Consider the following 17,132-nt stretch of genomic DNA (forward strand, 5'->3'; position numbering starts at 1 on the left):
TTTTTTATTTTGTTGTTGATGACACAAGGTGAGCGACTAAAATATAGCGTTCAGGTGCTGAACCAACGTAATTAAACGGATAACAGGTGCTGACGGTTAAAGTGGCTCTAGGCTTTGGTACAATAACAGTCCGGTCATCCGCATCAACGATTCGTACTTTGTTCACTTTGTATGTGAAGGTGCCTGCTGCCGTGTTCACCACGAGCGAATCGCCTTCACCCACGTCTCCAAGCTTACGAAAAACCGTATCGCGATGTCCTGATAGAACAGAATTGTCGTTTTGACCAGGCAGCACGCTTCCTGCAAAATGACCCACGCCTTTTTCTAATTCATCTTCGTTCGTACCGTGATAAATCGGCAGCTTAGCGTTTAATTTAGGAATATATAATTCTCCCATTAAATCACCGATTTTCGGCTGTTTCGGGTAAGACACATTTGACACTTTCGGCTTTTTTTCCGATCCAGCAGTACGAGAGTGTACCGCTTTTTTAGCTTCAACAGAAGAAGCTTCAGCAGAAGAGTCCGCTGTTGTAGAATCCTTGCTTTTAGAAACTGAAGCTGCGGCTGGTTCTTCTGTATCCATTGTTTTAAATGCCAAATAGCCTCTTGCAAATTTATAGGCGTTTGTTGTTGTAAACCAAAGACCAAAGCAAATGACGGCGGTTAAAAGGGAAAGAACAATCAACCGCTTTTTGCGATTGATTGTTCTTCTTGTTTTTCTTGGTTCCATTTTATGCGCGTCTCACTTTGCGGAAAAGAACAAAGCCAGCTGCTACAAGCACTAATCCAATTAATGCATTTGTTACATAATTAGAAGCCGTTTCCGGAAGCTTTCCGCCTTTAACGGTTTTTTGTACAGCGCCATTCGTTTGTTTCTTTACAGGTTCTTGTTTCTTTTCTACTGCTGGTTTTTGCGCTTGAGCTGGTTTTGCTACAGCTTCAGCAGATTTTTCTACTTCTTTTCCTGTGTCTGTGATGATATCAGAATTAAACATATCACCTGTAATCACCATGTCTGCTAAAAATTTACCGTCTGTTGTATAAAGAGAAATTTTTAGACTTGCATTTTTTAATTCTTCTAAGTTGATTAAATCAGTAAGAGAAAGCGGTCTTTCATTTCCGCCTTGTACAAGTGAAAACTTAGCGTCTAAATGGAAGATTGATAGCATTTCTTTATAAATAGACATTAATTCAGCGATTTGATCAGCAGATAATTCGGTTGCTGTATCAAAATCTTCGAATGCCGCTAAGCGCTCGCCTAATTGATCTAAGCGGTTAAGCGTTGCTTCATTTGAAAGCTCATCTTCTAACGATGTAAAATGTGCTTCAATTCGATTTAACTCTTCTGAAGTTAAGCCTAATTCGGATTGCATAAATGATAGTAAGCCGCTTAAATCTTCTTCGCTTAATTCATCATCGTAAGAAGCGTCTTCTTCGTCATATGACTCATCATCTTCATACCAGTCGTCGCCTTCTAGATAGAAGCCAACATCCTCATATAAATCATCTAGATACACATAATCGTCTAAGCTTTGGCCGTTCTCTTTTAATAACGCATTTAAGCTTGTTTTGTCTAAGTCAAAATCTGCATACACATCTTGCAGGTTATGTAAGTCAGCTGCAATCGGTTCACCTAGAAAATCTTCTAAATCTGCGATTGTATCGTAGTTTTCAAGACTATCGTCATACAGTGAAAGTGAATATTCAACGTCGTCTTTGGTTACTTCAAAACCTCGCGTTTGGCTTACCGATTTTAAATATTTGTTGAAGTCTGCGTCAAATGTTGACGCGGCTGCGAATGAAGACGTTGGAAATACGCCAACAAACAGCAGAAATGATAATAGTATTGCCCCCAGTTTTTTCATCAATTTTCTCCTTTTTTTTACGTTTTCTACAAGATTATATAGTAAGAGTTATAAATTTACAATATATACTTATATTATATATAGCTTGAATATAGTGGTAATTTAAGGGAATTATAGAACTATAGATTTTGAGAATCCCGTATAAAAGGGAGAGGAAAGCCCCAGATAGAAAAAGAGGAAATAAAGAAAAAGGTTTATAATTTTTTTTGACAGAGCAGAAATATAAAAAAGTATCAAAAAAGAACAGCACTTAGAAGCTGTTCTTTTTGAAATGATATGTAAGCATTAGCATAGATAGTTGAAATTCGATACCGTTCCGCTTTAAAAAAAGGTGGCTACGAGTTATGATTTTAGTAAGGATAGTGAAGAAAAGTGAGAGCGCGGTTTTGTCAGCTCTATTTTGATTCCTTTTAGCCTTAAACGTTCTACAAACTGTTTGCGTTTTTTTCGCTTTTCATGCGGGGATTGATTCATATTTGCCTCATCCTCCATATTTAGTCAAGTAGCTAACATATCATTATCATAATCAAAAGATGACGGTTACACAATAAACATTCTCAAATATTCACAAAGATTTAAAATTTGTTACATTGATAGTGTACATGTACCCCATTCTCTTTTTTTATAACATCTCAATGTGCTGTTTTTAAATTGAAGTTTTGTAAATCCTGTCGCAGGCTAAAAAACGGAATTAAAAAAACGCGCTGGCTTTTATATTTTGATTCGCTGTGCTTAAAAGCTATACTAGTAGTGCGTAGAGGAAAGAGTAAACCGTATTTTTACATCTCATCTATTCGTATACAAAAAAGAAAGAGGGATTTTGATGAAAACAGAACAGCAGTATTTTGAAGAAGGAAAATCAATTCAAACATATATGAACGACATGAGTACATTAAAAGAAGAAAGTTTAGCTGTTTATGAACAATTTCAGCTTCCTAAAGATGGACTGGCTGACAAATTAAAGGCTCACAAGCTTCACTTCTTAGCGATTACTGAAGATTGGTGCGGAGATGCGATGATGATTAACCCAATCATTCGTAAAGTAGCTGAAGCTGCTGGTATTGATGTGCGCGTTGCACTGCGAGATGCAGACACTGAATTAATTGACCGTCACTTAACAAACGGAGGACGTGCTATTCCGATTATTTTAATTTTTAATAATGAAGGTACGTTACTTGGAAAGTGGGGCCCCCGTGCTCCCGAAGTTCAGAAAATTGTCGATGAGCTTCGTGCCACGCTTCCTTCAAAAGAAGATCCGTCGTTTGAAGAAAAGCAAAAAGAAGTCTTTTCTTCGTTACGAACAAGATATAAAGAGGAACCGGCTCTGTGGTCGTATGTTTATAACAGCTTTAAAGAAACGGTATTAGCTGTTGTGAAATAACTTAAAAAAGCAAGGTAAAATGAGCGCTTCATTTTATCTTGCTTTTTTTCTGGTTATTGCAACAAAATCGTTTATATATCACTTTAATGAAAAGGCTGCTTTTATGAATGTTAGTGTTCTAAACGCGCACTTTTAATTGGGAAAACGCATAAAATTCTAAAAATAAAAATATTTTTTATTCGAAACGCGTACTTTTTAACTTGATGATGATATAATAACAAATAATAAATGAAGAAAGGGGACGTGTGAATGAATGTAAAAGCTTTTGGTTAGTACTTTTAAGCAGCATTTTAGAGATCAAAATGAATTTTATTTTTTAAAATTTAATGAAAGCGCTTAACGACTCACTTCTCAGAATATATAGAAGAAAGGTGTTAGATACATGAATAGCTTACATAGAAAAATGGGAACGTTTTCTCTCATGATGGTTGGTCTTGGATCTATTATTGGATCAGGATGGCTGTTTGGGGCATGGAGAGCTGCTCAAATTGCAGGTCCCGCAGCAATTGCTTCTTGGATTATTGGAATGGTTGTTATTTTATTTATAGCTCTTTCTTACAGTGAACTAGGATCAATGTTTCCAGAAGCAGGAGGTATGGTTAAGTATACGCAGTACTCGCACGGCTCATTTCTGGGCTTTATTGCGGCTTGGGCAAACTGGATTGCAATCGTATCGGTTATTCCTGTTGAAGCCGTTGCTTCTGTTCAGTATATGAGTTCATGGCCTTGGGAGTGGGCGAAATGGACAGGCAGTTTAGTAGAAAACGGGATTCTTACCGGAAAAGGTTTAGCTATTGCTACAGGACTATTAATCATTTATTTTCTTTTAAATTACTGGACCGTAGGCTTATTTTCGAAAGCTAATTCACTTATTACCGTTTTTAAAATTGTGATTCCAGGGCTTACAATTGGTGCTCTTTTATTCGCAGGGTTTCACGGCGGAAACTTTTCCTCTGCAGGAGGCGTTGCTCCAAATGGATGGGCAAGCGTTTTGACAGCTGTTGCTACGTCTGGGATTGTGTTTGCTTTTAACGGTTTTCAAAGCCCTATTAATATGGCGGGAGAAGCAAAAAATCCGGGTCGCTCTATTCCGATTGCAGTAGTAGGCTCAATTTTAATTGCAACCGTGATCTATGTATTGCTTCAAATTGCGTTTATTGGAGCGGTAAATCCTTCAGAAATCGTAAAAGGATGGAGTCATCTTAACTTTAATTCGCCGTTTGCCGATCTAGCAATTGCGTTAAATATTAACTGGCTTGTTATTGTGTTATATGCCGATGCTTTTGTATCGCCATCAGGAACAGGTATTACGTATACAGCTACCACGTCACGCATGATTTATGGTATGGAAAAAAATAAATATTTGCCGAATATATTGGGACGAGTTCATCCGCTTTATGGAGTTCCTCGTCAAGCCATGTTTTTTAATCTATTTGTCTCATTCATCTTTTTATTTTTATTTAGAGGCTGGGGAATATTAGCCGAAATTATTTCTGTAGCTACGTTAATTTCATACCTTACTGGTCCTATCACAGCTATGACGTTAAGAAAAACGGGGACCGAGCTTTATAGACCTTTACGTATAAAAGGGTTAAATGTAATAGCGCCTCTTGGCTTCATCTTTGCTTCACTTACTCTTTACTGGGCAAGATGGCCGTTAACTGGACAGGTATTATTTATTATTTTAATAGGGTTACCAATTTATTTTTACTACCAAGCAAAATCAAAATGGAAAGGCTTTGGTCAAAACTTCCGAGCCGGCGTTTGGATGATTGTCTACTTATTATGTATGATGACAATCTCTTGGATAGGAAGTGAAAAGTTCGGGGGACTTAATATTATTAAATACGGCTGGGATATGGGTCTTATTGCAATTGTTGCACTTTTCTTTTATGCTTGGGCACTTAAAAGCGGATACAAAACCGAGTATTTAAAAGAAGCAATCGATGTTAATAATGAAATGAAAGCAGCGGAAGCACAGACAGCCTCAGCTAAAGAACAGATCATAGAAAAACAAATTAAATAAGTAGTAAAAATGAGGCTGGGACAAAAGTATTTCAGTTGAAGTCAAATGCGAACTATTAATTATTTTTTGATTGGTAGTTCGTATTTTTTTGTTGTTATGTTGAATATAGATTTTATGTGTATAGTTGGTTCTAGCAGTTGATTGGAGGACAAGGCGAAGACTCCTGCGGGAAAAGCGGAAGGGATGAGACCCCGCAGGAGTGCAAGAGACGAGGAGGCTCACCGGCCGCCCGCGGAAAGCGAAGCCTTGCACAGAAATCAACTGCGGTGTCACAAGCAGTCCAGCTCATGTATCCAATTTGTTTGTTTTTAGATTAGATTGATTTAGTTATGTTCCAGCCTCTTCTTTTGTGGATAAATTTTATTTTTTTGAATACTAGATAGTAAAAAATGCTATAATGGTGGGCAAAATCATGCAGGGGGAGAACGACTTATGGATATCGTATCAATCACTTCTTTTTTAGGCGTAGCCGCTTTGCTTACGGTTATGCCTGGACCTGATAACTTATTTGTTTTAGCACAAAGCATATCAAACGGTAGATATGCAGGAATCTCGACTTCATTAGGGCTTTGTACGGGCTTGCTTGGTCATATAGCTGCAGCAACATTGGGTCTATCGGCTGTTATCTATCAATCGGCTTTAGCGTTTGCTATTGTAAAATACGCTGGAGCAGCTTATTTATTATATCTGGCTTATAAGACGTTTACAGCAAAAGATTCCGCTCTCGCTGTTGAAAACAAAGAAGCTGTTGAGTACAAGGTGCTATATAAAAAAGGAGTGATTATGAATCTCCTAAATCCAAAAGTTTCGCTCTTTTTTCTTGCTCTTTTACCTCAGTTTGTTAATCATTCAACCGGACACGCCACACAGCAAATGCTTGTTTATGGAGCTGTATTTTTAGTTCAAGCGCTGATTATTTTTACGTTAATTAGTCTATTTGCAGGGAAAGTAGGGGAGTTTTTGCGGAAATCTCCAGCGCTGTCTAAGCGGCTTAATCTCGTGCAAGGCTCTATCTTTACGCTTATTGGCTTAAAAATCGCTTTTAGTGAGAAATAGCAGAAGATAAGATGGCGAACCTGCTTTTTATCTCTATTAAAAGGCGTGGACATAGGTTAGTTAAAGGGAGATCCGAAAGATAAATCCAGTTCGTTCGGATTTTTTATGTTTATGGTAAAAGCAGGTTTCATGTATATAGTCGCTTTTAGCTGGGTGATTGGAGGGCAAGGCGAAGGCTCCTGCGCGAAAAGCGGAATAGGTAAGACCCCGCAGAATCGCAAGCGACGAGGGGGCACCCCGGCCGCCCGCGGAAAGCGAAGTCTTGCACGGAAATCAACAGCGGTGTAACGAGATTCACGCTAGCTCATTTAGCCGTCTTTATTTTGTGCTTTAAAACACCAGTGCCTAGCAAAATCCAGTTTTTTGAGTAATTTTTCTCCAATTTTTAAAGGGACGAACCCTTCTTGTCCAATCACATATATATATAGAATGAGAGATAAAACATCAGGCAAAGCCAGTGTTAATCACAAGTTCTTTCATATTATGATTGAAAGGAAAGGTTCATATGAAAAAAGTATGGCTAGATGCAGGACACGGCGGTACAGATTCAGGTGCTTTAGGAAATAATTTGCGTGAAAAAGATATTACGCTGCAGCTTGTACTACACGCGCGGGCGTATTTAGAACATAACTATTCCGTAGATGTTCAAGTAACTCGTTCAACCGATGTGTTTGTTTCATTATCAGATCGAGCGAACCGGGCTAATGCATGGGGAGCGGATATTTTTGTTTCTATGCACATCAATGCTGGAGAAGGTACTGGATTCGAAACGTATCGGTATCCATCACAAGAGGGAAGTCAATCTTCTCTTTTACAAAAAGAGCTGCACACGGAGATTTTACCAACCATGCGCAAATTTGGGACGATTGCAGATCGCGGTTTAAAAACGGCTAATTACGCTGTACTGCGTGAAACAAATATGCCAGCTGTTTTAACAGAAAACTTGTTTATCGATACGGCAGCCGACGCTGAAAAATTAAAAAACGCGACGTTTCTTCGGGAAGTGGGCGAAGCGCACGCGCGTGGAATTGCTAAGTATTTAAACTTACCTTCTAATGGAGTTACATTCTATATCATTCAATCTGGAGATACATTTTATAGCATTGCAAAGAAGTATAATATCACCGTTCAGCAGCTGCAGGATGCAAATCCTGGCGTAGATCCTGCAAAACTGCAAATTGGTCAGCAAATTGTTCTTCCTGTCACTACGTATACTGTACAAGCAGGAGATACGTTTTATAGCATTGCGAAGAAATATAGCATGACCGTTCAGCAGCTGCAGGATGCAAACCCCGGCGTAGATCCTGCAAAATTACAAATTGGCCAGCAAATTATCATTCCCGCTGTTTAATATCTGTAAATAAAAAAGATGACACGGCAGCGTGTCATCTTTTTTATTTATTGAACTAATCTTACAAGCATATGGGCAAGGTGATGCTGCTGTTCTTTGTCTCCAACCTTCCACAGTTCGTGAAGCAGGTTTTCCTCTCGATTGCGCGGCTCTTCATGCTTAGCAAGGTAATCAGCTACTTTTTGAGCTGTTTTAGCCAGCTGTTCCTCATTCATCCCTAACTTTTCACCTTTTGAGACCTTGTCCCCTAGATAACTTTTAAATCCTTCGAAGCTAGAGAGAATATCCTCTTTTTTCTCCTCGCTCATAGAATTAATTGCTCCTTCAACTTTTGCTGAATGATTTGTTTCTACAGAATTACTCATAGTTTTTTTCTCCTCTCATGGTTATATTTGGGTGTTAGAAAGCATATTCCCTGAGGGTTCAGTAAATAAACGTCCGAATGTGTTATTTTTATATTATGGCGTTTTAGAAGGACTTAAAAAGGTGAGGTCAAATAAGATTTTATCAACCGATAATAAAAGGACAAAAAAGACTTTGAATAAAGAAATCAAAGTCTTTTACTGATTTTTATACTGAAACATCATACTTCGGGCGTAGGAGTAGGCGTGGCATAGCCTTCCTTATATTTATCGTCGATTTCTTGACGAATGTCTTCGATGCTTTTGCCTTTGCTGTAGTCTACTACAGCTTGAGCGGCTATTTCTAAACAGACACCGCATTTTGTTCCATGATCATCCCACGTCACTGCGCCGTTTCCTTTGTTTTCAAAAATAAAACAGTCGTAGTTGTTTTGATGATTAGCTTCTTCTCCACATCCGCAGTAGCAAGGAATGTTTTCAAGTAAGGTTTGATGCTTAGCAGCGGCTGCATAAATAAGCTGCATATCTTCGGGCTTGTCACTCAGAAAAGAGGGAAGAGTTTCACTATTTTTTGTTTCTTCTCGTTTATCACCTAATGTGTGCTGCTGATGTTCTTCATGTTGTGTTGCTTCTGTACGTTTGCTGCTTGAACTTTCTTCACTTTCGTTTCCGCAGCCGGAGACCATGCTCGCTGCAAGGACAACTGTTATGACCTTTGATTTCATCATCAAAATGTTCATCCTTTCTTCAATTAAAGCTAGACAATAATATGTAGACCCATCATGTTAAACAGGCATCATTCGTCTTTGAATTTATTCATCAACTTTCTGCAAAATAATTTTCCGATACATACCTTTCAACATGACGCTTGAATTTTCCTTCAAGATAAGCTGATCCCGGCTTGCTTCAAACACATGTTCAAAAGAGAGTCCAATATCCGTTCCCAGTAATTTTACGAAAGGGCGGAATATTTTTTTAGGAAAAGCCTCTGATTTCTTTTTAGTTTCAAATTTATCAAAAATCAGAATAGTTCCCTTAGGCTTTACTACTCTTGTCATTTCTTTTAAAGCTTGCTCTGCATCAGGTACTACGCTAAGAATTAAGCTTGCTACAACTACATCAAACGAAAAAGAGTCGAATGTTAGCTGCTGAGCGTCCATTTGGTGGAAGGTTATAGATCGATTTTTGTATTTATCTTTTGCTTTTTGAAGCATTTCACTGGAATAGTCGATGGCTGTTACATTTACTTCATGAGGAATAAAAGCTAAATCTGCCCCCGTTCCAACACCTACAAATAAAATGCGCTGTTCAGATGAAAAGTGGACGTCTTGAAAGACTTTTTTTCTGGCTCGATAAAACATCCCGTTATTAAAAAACGCATCATAAAAAGGAGCCCAACACTTATAAATAAATTGATTCCAGCGGTTATTCACGTAAACCCTCCTAGAAAATAAGCTTTCCAAGGCCTGCTGGAAAGCTTATGGATTACATTTAATTTTTCATTTTGAGTAAGCGAAGACTGTTTAAAATAACAAGTAGCGCTGCTCCTGTATCGCTTAAGACGGCAATCCATAGAGTAAGCCACCCTGGGAAGATAAAGGCTAAGGCGATGACTTTAACAATAATAGAAAACCAAATGTTTTGTTTGATGACAGCTAACGCTTTGCGGCTCAGCTTCATCGTATGAGGAAGCTTTTCTAAATTGTCTGCCATCAGGACAATATCAGCTGTTTCCATGGCCGTATCAGTACCAGCACCGCCCATTGCAATGCCAAGATCAGCAGTTGCGAGGGCAGGGGCGTCATTAATTCCATCTCCAACCATAGCGGTTTGATACCCTTCATGTTGAAGCTGCTGTATGGCTTTTACTTTGTCTTCAGGCAGCAAATCAGCAAAATAGCGGTCTACCCGAGACTCAAAGGCAATCCTTTTAGCTGTTCCTTCGTTATCACCGGTCAACATCACAATTTGCTGCATTCCGTTTTGTTTGAGGCTTTCTAAAGCAGATACGGTTGTATGTCTGATCGTATCAGCTACGCTAATAATGCCTAGAACACTTTTAGCTGTTCCGACAATAATAATCGTTTTGCCTTCGTTTTGAAGCTTTTCAATATGAGACCAGCAGTGGGATAGAGGTGTTTCTAAATCTGAGAATAATTTTGCATTACCTGCGTAATAAACCGTTTCTTGAATTGTTGCTTGCACGCCTTTTCCTGTAAGGATTTTAAAATTTGATCCTTGTAAAGAAACGACTTTCTTCTCCGCTGCATAATCCACGATAGCGCGGGCAATGGGGTGATTCGAATAATCTTCAAGCGTTTTTGTTATTGCTAAAAGCTGATTTTCTTCAGTAGCAAGGGAAACAACCTCTGAAACGGCTGGTTTGCCTTCTGTCAGCGTTCCTGTTTTATCAAAAGCAATCGCATTGATTGCACCCGCTTTTTCTAAGAACGTCCCGCCTTTAATGAGCACGCCATTTTTCGCCGCGTTTCCAATCGCAGATACAATAGCGACAGGAGTAGAAATGACTAGCGCACATGGACAAGCCACAACTAATAATTCAAGCCCCTTGTAAAACCACTCACTCCATGCACCATCAAACAGGGGAGGGATGACCATAATGAATAAAGCTAAAATAAAGACGATAGGCGTGTAAATGGTTGCAAATTTATCAACAAATGCTTGAGTAGGCGCTTTTTTCTCCTGTGCTTCTTCCACTAAATGAATAATTTTAGAAATCGTCGTATCTTCGACTAGCTTTGTTACCTTAATTTCTAACGATCCGCTTTCGTTAATGGTGCCTGCATAAACAGCATCACCGATTACTTTATCAACTGGAATAGATTCACCTGTAATAGGAGCTTGGTTGATACTGGATTCGCCGTTTGTAATTTCACCATCTAGCGGAATTCGATCTCCTGGCTTTACGACAATCGTAGTACCGATTGAAATATCTTCCGCTGCTTTTTTAATCAGCTGGCCATTTTCTTTCACCCATGCTTCAGAAGGAGCTAAATCCATCAAACCTCGTATTGAGTTTCTTGTTTGTTCAATCGACCTTGTTTGCAGAGCAACGCCTAAAGCAAATAGCCAAACGACCGTAGCACCTTCAAGCCATTCACCAATAACAGCTGCTCCAAGTGCTGCAACGGTCATTAAAACATTCATGTCTAAAGAACGGCTTTTAATTCCGTAATAAGCACTTTTAGCCGGCTTATATCCGCTAACAATCATAGCAATAGCGTACAGTACAGTTGTCATATAAGAAGCAATTCCTGTATGAGAACCGATAAAACCTAAGGCGATGAGAATACCCGAAAAAACAATCGGTCCGTTTTGGCCTTTATGATGCCTAGATTCAGCAGGCTGCCTGCTGCTGGTTATTAAAGTAGCGGTATACCCAGCTTTAGATACTTCTTTAATAATGTCATCCGCTTCGTTATCGTGCTCAATTTGTGCTTTTCCCGTTGAAAAGTTAACGCGTACGTCTTTGACAGCAGGAACTGTTTTTAAATGATTCACAATTGTGTTCGCACAAGCTGCACAGTCCATTCCTTCAATCAAATACGTTTTCATTTTCTTGTTTGATTGAATAGGCTCAATACTAAACCCCAGTCTTTCCACAGAGTTTGGAATGAGTGACAGAGCTGACTCGCTTGTTGCCGCCACTTGAAGCTTTCCTGTATTGTAGTTGATTGCTACATGTTGAATATCGTTTAACGTTTTTAAACTTTTTTCAATGGTAGCAGCACAGGAAGGGCAATCCATTCCATACACGCGGTATTCAGCCGTTTCTTCTATGTTGCCGCCTGTTGCTATATCATGGTCTCCGCAGCAGGAATGCTGGCTTTTATCGGTCGTTAACGCAATCGTATCTGAACAGGAGCTGTGACTGTGTTCATGACTCTTTGTGCCGCAAGAAGAAGGCTCTTCAGTAGATGCGGCTTCTGAAGAAGAGGAGCAGCAGGTCTTGCTTTCAATTTCTGGTGAAGAAGATCCGCTGCAGCAGTTTCCGGTATGCTGATGATTTTTTTTATCTTCGTGTTTCATTGTGTCCCACTCCCTATACGGTAAGAAAAACTTAAATAGTTACGTCTTCTTTTTTAGCAAACATGATATCAATTACTTGTTTAATATGTGCATCTCTTAAAGAATAAAAAGCTAACTTTCCTTCTTTGCGATAATTGGCAATTCCTATATTACGCAGCAGTCTTAAGTGATGAGAAGCAGTCGCAACTGTAGAGCCTACAATATTGGCTACGTCACATACACATAATTCCTCGCCTTTATACAGAGCCAAGACGATTTTAAGCCTCGTTTCATCTCCTAACGCTTTGAACAGGGCAGAAACACCTTGAACAGCTTCGGCATCGATAGCAGGCTTAATACGATTCACTTTTTCTTCATTAAAACAATAAATATCACAGCGGTCTTTTGGCATAATTTCCTCCTTCATTCAAACATTCAAATGATTGTTTGTTTATAATATATGTCAATTTTGAAAAATGTTCAAACATTTATTGATTATTCGGAATTTTTTTCTGAGCAAAACATAAATATAGGAAGAATAAATATGGAAAGTATGCCTATTAGTGTATGTACTCTGTACTAAATGGTGCGGGCGAAAAGAGAATGACTTTACATGAGGCCAAAACAAAAAGCCACCCCTGTAGGTAGCCTTTTAATGATTTTAAAAATGATAGAAATAATGGAATACAGCTTAGACTTTGTTTACTTAATTAGCGTTTTAATCGGTTAAATAATAAATCTGCTGAATTATTTAACACCTTGTCCGACTCTTTTAATCGTTTGTCCGAGTTTTCTAAATAGGATTGAGCAGATAATACAACATCTAACGGATCCTTGACATTCTTCTTTTCGGTACATACTAAATGCCCTACACCATTTTTCCAATGAATCGTGCATTTAAAATTCGCAAATGTATCATCGGTCGTTCTCAAACGCAAATGCCTGATGATGGGGTTAGATGAGGAGTGCTGTGACAGCATCCACATTGCTTGTTTCCGGTCGTCTTTATGAATAATGCTCCACAGACTGGAGACTGAAGAAAAATAAGAATGTGCTTGACTAGAAAAATGAAGGATTTCACCTTCTTGATTTAATTGAAAGTAAGGAACGGGGATCCATTTAAGTATGTTACTTTCCATCATGCACCTCTCCCAACTTAAGTAATCCCTTTTACCATATCACAATTACCTAATATTTGTATGATTTTTATTATTTTCCCCATGCTTTTCCCCGTTTTAAGCTGTAAAAGCTAAAGAATTATTCAGTTTAAAACACTTGAAAAAAAGAACATAAGTTCGGTAAACTAAAAATTAAAGGAGCGAATTCTATGCGACAGCTACTTCAAGAAAGCTACTCTTCAAAACGACCTGTTGAAATTATTTATATGGACGATAAAGGATGTTTGACCCAGCGATTTATTATTGTGTATAAAATTTATCCTCAGAGCGTAAAAGCTTGGTGCTTACTAAGGAACGAGAAACGAACGTTTAAAATAGAGAATATCCTTTCATGCGGATTCAGCAATAAAAGAAAAAGCAGTTTTAGGCAGAAAGCTCACTCAATTTAAGAGTGGCTTTTTCATATCATTTCCTCTTATGGCGTGTGAGTTATTTTCATACACTATATCCACCAGAAAGGGGAATGAACATGACATTAAACCAAGGAAATAAAACTAAACACATCGCTAAAGGGAGAACGGAAAAAGATGATATGACAATGCAGGGTGAGAAAAACCAGCATGAAGCACAAAGTACCTCTTTGTCTCATAACAATTGTCGGGCAAACCTTGATGGAGATTAATCTAAGAAAGGAAAGCTTTCGTTTCCGAAGCTTTCCTTTTTTGTGTATAGCGCATTTTTAAGTTAACTCGTATTTTTCTGAGCCAATCACAATATAGTCTCTCGCTTCACGTGTTCATACTATCCTATCTCGCATCGTTCATTTTTAGGATCATTTTTCTAACGTTCTTGCAACATTGGTTCTACTATATTACTCATAAGCGAACCGCAGTTTTAACGGGAAAGAAAAGGGGAAATGAAAATAAAAATTTTGTGTTTCTTCATTATAATAAGAAAAAACGATCTGTTTACTAGTATTTAAATCTTTCGAAAAATCAAAATAAATAATGATTGATTTCGTCACTTTATTGTGGTTTCATAATAAAGTGTAAAAAGACCATTTTTCTTACAGAGAGAAATGAGATAGAGTGCTTCTGTGTTGATTCTTTCTTTTGAATATAGTATACATACAGGGGTATAGAAATTAATTGGGAGGAAAACATGGCGATACTATATATGAGCATAGGTATTTTACTTTTATTAATTTGTTACAGTTTTTATAAACGCTATGTGCCGGTGCAGGGAATAAAGAAAGTGACGACCGTCGACTGTGCTTCTACAACGGTTTCGTATGTAGATGTTCGTCATTTTCATGAAATGAAACAAAACCCCTGTCAAAAAGCAATTCATATTCCGCTTCCTTATTTAGAGAGACAGCATGAGGAAATTCCATATAAAGAAGTGGTCGTAATTGTTCCTGACAGCATTTCCCGAAATTTAAGCATTCGGCAGCTCAAAAAACATGGGTATCAGGTCAAGGGATACATGTGTGCGGAAAGATGTGTGTAATAAAAAGAACAGCAAATGACCCTTTATAGGGTTTCCTTTTGGAAAGCTGTGATATATAAGCTAAAAGATACCTGTGTCAAAATGGGTATCTTTTTTTGTTATGAAGATAAGAAGAGGGGCAGGGACCGGTTTCTTTTGGTTCAACAGCTACTGAGTCTTTTAGCGTATTTTTATGACAAAAGGTTTGAAAAATCCCTTTTGTGGTAAAAAAAAACGTAGTTCTCCTAGTGCATAGACAGAGGTTTAATAGGAAGTTATAATTTAGGCAATTACATAAAAGGGGAGTAAGCTAAGGAAGGTGAATAGATGTGCGAAAGATAAAGCGGTTGCTATTTCTGTTCATTTGTATAGCGGTTGTAATTGTTGCGTATGAGATGATTCGATATCCGATTGAAAACAATGCTGCAAGTGTGCAGCAGCATTTGCGAAATTGGGAGCATAAAGAAAGTATTGATGGTTCTGCAAAGATTACGCTGCAAGATTTTAAACGGGTTGATCACTCTAATACATACATAGCCTTATTCTCCATACCTGGTGATAAAGAAGGAATGGCCGTATTGAAGCAAGGATGGAACAAACGCCTGCGTATTGAAGTCAGTACCAAAATGAGCAATTTAGTGGATTATGATGATATCCATACAAATAAAGGGACATATGCGCTGTTTACCGGAACAAATAGAAGTAAACAAATTGAGCGAGTAAAGGCGGCTTTGGTGCACGATACATATACAATTGATGCCGCGGTTCCAAAAAGTGATTATTTTGTGCTGTATGAAAAGATACCGAGTCATATTAAACATCCGTTTCCAGCAACGACAACGCTGCTAGATAAAGCAGGGGATGATATCACGGTTAAAGAATTTATGGATCAAGAGCTGCGTGAATAACACGCAGCTTTTTTCTATAATAAAAGCTTTTTAAAAAAATTCACGTTTTGTTCATATTTTCGAAAGAAAGAATTTTAAGCAAAAAAATCAAATATTTGCTACAAAGTAAAGGGGAATTAACGGGCAAAATAAGTTTCATACAAGGCGTCACATTTTCTTTGAAAATTTGTCACAAAATATTCAATTATGTCGATGTGTATTGATATATCAATGTTGAAGCAAACATACAAAGCTAATTTTGCAGTTATTCCTAAAGAAATAGTTAAGAAATGGGAGCTGAATCCTTTTATTTACATTTATTCATACCAAATTATGTGATAGAATATCGCAAGGTTGAAGCACTCTAACCCCATTGGTACAGTCACTATATTAGAATATTTTTAATATAAAAAAATAAAGCAAAAGGGACGAAAAAAATGTCATTTTGTATTACAATAGTAGTGGCCTACAAATAAGGGGGAAGAGAGTCTGTATAAAAATGTCGTTATCTAGCGAAAGATAGCGCATTTTGAATGTTCATCAATATAGGCTTCGCATCATGTGTTGTTAGAAAGGAGAGTTTTAAGTGAAACCAAAAAAAGGATTTTGGAAGCTAGTAGGTTTACTATCTGCGCTTTCACTAGTATTTTTGAGCGGTTGTTCAAAGCTTGCTGTATTGAACCCGCAAGGTCCTGTTGCAAAAACGCAATCTGATTTAATCATTTGGTCTATGTGGATGATGTTGATCGTGGTTGTTGTCGTATTTGCTATTTTTATATTTGTTCTTGTCAAATATCGTGAAAAACCTGAAAACATGGACTATGAGCCACCTGAGCAAGAAGGTAACTTAAAGATGGAGGTTATTTGGACAGCATTCCCAATCATCATCTTAATTTTATTAGCAGTGCCAACTGTTAAAGCGATCTATTCTGCAGAAGAAGTACCGGCAGAATCAAAGGATAAAGATCCAATCGTGATTCACGTTACATCTGCAAACTGGAAATGGATTTTCAGTTATCCGGAACAAAATATCGAGACGGTTAACTACGTAAACATTCCAGCGGATACGCCAGTGAAATTTGAGTTAACAGCTCAAGGGCCTATGAACTCATTCTGGGTACCAGAACTTGGCGGACAAAAATATTCGATGAACAACATGTCAATGCCATTATACTTAGAAGCTGATAAGCCTGGTTCTTATATGGGACGTAGTGCTAACTTCTCTGGTGAACATTTCACTCAAATGCAGTTCGAAGTTCAAGCTCAAACGGACAAAGACTTCAAAGAGTGGGTTAGTGACGTAAAAGGTACAGCTGGTAAATTGACTGAAAAGAAATATGATCAAATCCTAAGCCCGGGCGTTGTTGGTCGTCAAACTTACAACGGTACACATTTAAAATGGATTGACCATGCAAAAGATGTATACATTCCTGGCAAAGAGCTAGAACGTGGTACAGGACATGATCACAGCAAGATGAAAGAAGACGAAAAAACGAGTAATGAAGAAATGGAAAACATGGATCACTCAAATCATGAATAACATTCATTTATTACACTAAATAACGTAAT

19 protein-coding genes are annotated in these 17,132 nt (G+C 38.0%); 10 read left to right on the forward strand and 9 right to left on the reverse strand.

Annotated features, from left to right (window positions below; translation table 11 throughout):
* Window positions 1-4: 4 nt before the first annotated feature.
* The 3 genes from MMB69_RS08570 to MMB69_RS08580 all read right to left on the reverse strand — a co-directional run bounded on the left by MMB69_RS08570 (window position 5) and on the right by MMB69_RS08580 (window position 2,339).
* Window positions 5-730: a class D sortase gene (locus MMB69_RS08570; RefSeq protein ID WP_277447582.1), complete on the reverse strand. Its 726-nt coding sequence runs from the start codon at window positions 728-730 to the stop codon at window positions 5-7.
* Window position 731: 1 nt separating this feature from the next.
* The gene (locus MMB69_RS08575; protein ID WP_221784212.1) at window positions 732-1,865 is read right to left on the reverse strand and encodes a processed acidic surface protein; all 1,134 of its coding nucleotides are present in this window, start codon (window positions 1,863-1,865) and stop codon (window positions 732-734) included.
* 342 nt (window positions 1,866-2,207) lie between these two features.
* Window positions 2,208-2,339 (reverse strand): hypothetical protein, encoded by a 132-nt coding sequence (locus MMB69_RS08580; protein WP_013057845.1) that lies wholly within the window; start codon window positions 2,337-2,339, stop codon window positions 2,208-2,210.
* 349 nt (window positions 2,340-2,688) lie between these two features.
* On the opposite strand from MMB69_RS08580, the gene MMB69_RS08585 reads away from it, so the two are divergent.
* From MMB69_RS08585 to MMB69_RS08610, 6 genes are all read left to right on the forward strand, one after another.
* Window positions 2,689-3,246, forward strand: a complete 558-nt coding sequence (locus tag MMB69_RS08585; RefSeq protein ID WP_221784214.1) for a thioredoxin family protein — start codon at window positions 2,689-2,691, stop codon at window positions 3,244-3,246.
* A gap of 382 nt (window positions 3,247-3,628) precedes the next feature.
* Complete coding sequence (locus tag MMB69_RS08590) at window positions 3,629-5,272, forward strand: APC family permease (protein ID WP_277447583.1); 1,644 nt, start codon at window positions 3,629-3,631, stop codon at window positions 5,270-5,272.
* Between the two features lie 137 nt (window positions 5,273-5,409).
* Window positions 5,410-5,589, forward strand: coding sequence for a hypothetical protein (locus tag MMB69_RS08595; protein ID WP_221784218.1), 180 nt, complete (start codon window positions 5,410-5,412; stop codon window positions 5,587-5,589).
* A 115-nt stretch (window positions 5,590-5,704) separates the two neighbouring features.
* Window positions 5,705-6,328 carry a LysE family translocator gene (locus MMB69_RS08600; protein ID WP_013057840.1) on the forward strand — a complete coding sequence of 208 codons (624 nt, stop codon included), beginning with the start codon at window positions 5,705-5,707 and terminating at the stop codon, window positions 6,326-6,328.
* A gap of 129 nt (window positions 6,329-6,457) precedes the next feature.
* Window positions 6,458-6,616 carry a hypothetical protein gene (locus MMB69_RS08605; RefSeq protein ID WP_221784366.1) on the forward strand — a complete coding sequence of 53 codons (159 nt, stop codon included), beginning with the start codon at window positions 6,458-6,460 and terminating at the stop codon, window positions 6,614-6,616.
* Window positions 6,617-6,833: 217 nt separating this feature from the next.
* A complete protein-coding gene (locus tag MMB69_RS08610) occupies window positions 6,834-7,679 on the forward strand; it encodes an N-acetylmuramoyl-L-alanine amidase family protein (protein WP_221784220.1) in 846 nt (281 codons plus the stop codon).
* A gap of 47 nt (window positions 7,680-7,726) precedes the next feature.
* Here MMB69_RS08610 and MMB69_RS08615 read toward each other — a convergent pair whose 3' ends face one another.
* The 6 genes from MMB69_RS08615 to MMB69_RS08640 all read right to left on the reverse strand — a co-directional run bounded on the left by MMB69_RS08615 (window position 7,727) and on the right by MMB69_RS08640 (window position 13,209).
* Window positions 7,727-8,044, reverse strand: a complete 318-nt coding sequence (locus tag MMB69_RS08615) for a DUF3243 domain-containing protein (RefSeq protein WP_013083905.1) — start codon at window positions 8,042-8,044, stop codon at window positions 7,727-7,729.
* A 218-nt stretch (window positions 8,045-8,262) separates the two neighbouring features.
* Window positions 8,263-8,769, reverse strand: a complete 507-nt coding sequence (locus tag MMB69_RS08620) for a PCYCGC motif-containing (lipo)protein (RefSeq protein ID WP_277447584.1) — start codon at window positions 8,767-8,769, stop codon at window positions 8,263-8,265.
* Between the two features lie 84 nt (window positions 8,770-8,853).
* The gene (locus MMB69_RS08625) at window positions 8,854-9,474 is read right to left on the reverse strand and encodes a class I SAM-dependent methyltransferase (protein ID WP_277447585.1); all 621 of its coding nucleotides are present in this window, start codon (window positions 9,472-9,474) and stop codon (window positions 8,854-8,856) included.
* A 58-nt stretch (window positions 9,475-9,532) separates the two neighbouring features.
* Entirely contained in the window at window positions 9,533-12,091 is a 2,559-nt protein-coding gene (locus MMB69_RS08630; RefSeq protein WP_277447586.1) for a heavy metal translocating P-type ATPase, read from the reverse strand.
* A gap of 31 nt (window positions 12,092-12,122) precedes the next feature.
* The gene (locus tag MMB69_RS08635) at window positions 12,123-12,482 is read right to left on the reverse strand and encodes an ArsR/SmtB family transcription factor (RefSeq protein ID WP_013057833.1); all 360 of its coding nucleotides are present in this window, start codon (window positions 12,480-12,482) and stop codon (window positions 12,123-12,125) included.
* A 298-nt stretch (window positions 12,483-12,780) separates the two neighbouring features.
* The gene (locus tag MMB69_RS08640; RefSeq protein ID WP_277447587.1) at window positions 12,781-13,209 is read right to left on the reverse strand and encodes a PAS domain-containing protein; all 429 of its coding nucleotides are present in this window, start codon (window positions 13,207-13,209) and stop codon (window positions 12,781-12,783) included.
* A 508-nt stretch (window positions 13,210-13,717) separates the two neighbouring features.
* On the opposite strand from MMB69_RS08640, the gene MMB69_RS08645 reads away from it, so the two are divergent.
* From MMB69_RS08645 to qoxA, 4 genes are all read left to right on the forward strand, one after another.
* On the forward strand, window positions 13,718-13,870 hold the full coding sequence (locus MMB69_RS08645) for a hypothetical protein (RefSeq protein WP_221784228.1): 153 nt from the start codon (window positions 13,718-13,720) through the stop codon (window positions 13,868-13,870).
* Between the two features lie 479 nt (window positions 13,871-14,349).
* Window positions 14,350-14,697: a rhodanese-like domain-containing protein gene (locus MMB69_RS08650; RefSeq protein WP_221784230.1), complete on the forward strand. Its 348-nt coding sequence runs from the start codon at window positions 14,350-14,352 to the stop codon at window positions 14,695-14,697.
* A gap of 308 nt (window positions 14,698-15,005) precedes the next feature.
* Entirely contained in the window at window positions 15,006-15,584 is a 579-nt protein-coding gene (locus MMB69_RS08655; RefSeq protein ID WP_025751110.1) for a hypothetical protein, read from the forward strand.
* 565 nt (window positions 15,585-16,149) lie between these two features.
* Window positions 16,150-17,103: a cytochrome aa3 quinol oxidase subunit II gene (gene qoxA / locus MMB69_RS08660; protein WP_013057827.1), complete on the forward strand. Its 954-nt coding sequence runs from the start codon at window positions 16,150-16,152 to the stop codon at window positions 17,101-17,103.
* Window positions 17,104-17,132: the final 29 nt, after the last annotated feature.

Origin of the sequence: Priestia sp. P5, assembly GCF_029522155.1 — a bacterium.
Lineage (GTDB): Bacteria > Bacillota > Bacilli > Bacillales > Bacillaceae_H > Priestia > Priestia megaterium_E.

Coding starts and splice junctions, on each gene's coding strand:
- MMB69_RS08570 (WP_277447582.1), bottom strand. CDS start 730: ATGGAACCAAGAAAAACAAGAAGAACAATCAATCGCAAAAAGCGGTTG.
- MMB69_RS08575 (WP_221784212.1), bottom strand. CDS start 1,865: ATGAAAAAACTGGGGGCAATACTATTATCATTTCTGCTGTTTGTTGGC.
- MMB69_RS08580 (WP_013057845.1), bottom strand. CDS start 2,339: ATGAATCAATCCCCGCATGAAAAGCGAAAAAAACGCAAACAGTTTGTA.
- MMB69_RS08585 (WP_221784214.1), top strand. CDS start 2,689: ATGAAAACAGAACAGCAGTATTTTGAAGAAGGAAAATCAATTCAAACA.
- MMB69_RS08590 (WP_277447583.1), top strand. CDS start 3,629: ATGAATAGCTTACATAGAAAAATGGGAACGTTTTCTCTCATGATGGTT.
- MMB69_RS08600 (WP_013057840.1), top strand. CDS start 5,705: ATGGATATCGTATCAATCACTTCTTTTTTAGGCGTAGCCGCTTTGCTT.
- MMB69_RS08605 (WP_221784366.1), top strand. CDS start 6,458: ATGTATATAGTCGCTTTTAGCTGGGTGATTGGAGGGCAAGGCGAAGGC.
- MMB69_RS08610 (WP_221784220.1), top strand. CDS start 6,834: ATGAAAAAAGTATGGCTAGATGCAGGACACGGCGGTACAGATTCAGGT.
- MMB69_RS08615 (WP_013083905.1), bottom strand. CDS start 8,044: ATGAGTAATTCTGTAGAAACAAATCATTCAGCAAAAGTTGAAGGAGCA.
- MMB69_RS08620 (WP_277447584.1), bottom strand. CDS start 8,769: ATGATGAAATCAAAGGTCATAACAGTTGTCCTTGCAGCGAGCATGGTC.
- MMB69_RS08630 (WP_277447586.1), bottom strand. CDS start 12,091: ATGAAACACGAAGATAAAAAAAATCATCAGCATACCGGAAACTGCTGC.
- MMB69_RS08635 (WP_013057833.1), bottom strand. CDS start 12,482: ATGCCAAAAGACCGCTGTGATATTTATTGTTTTAATGAAGAAAAAGTG.
- MMB69_RS08640 (WP_277447587.1), bottom strand. CDS start 13,209: ATGGAAAGTAACATACTTAAATGGATCCCCGTTCCTTACTTTCAATTA.
- MMB69_RS08645 (WP_221784228.1), top strand. CDS start 13,718: ATGACATTAAACCAAGGAAATAAAACTAAACACATCGCTAAAGGGAGA.
- MMB69_RS08650 (WP_221784230.1), top strand. CDS start 14,350: ATGGCGATACTATATATGAGCATAGGTATTTTACTTTTATTAATTTGT.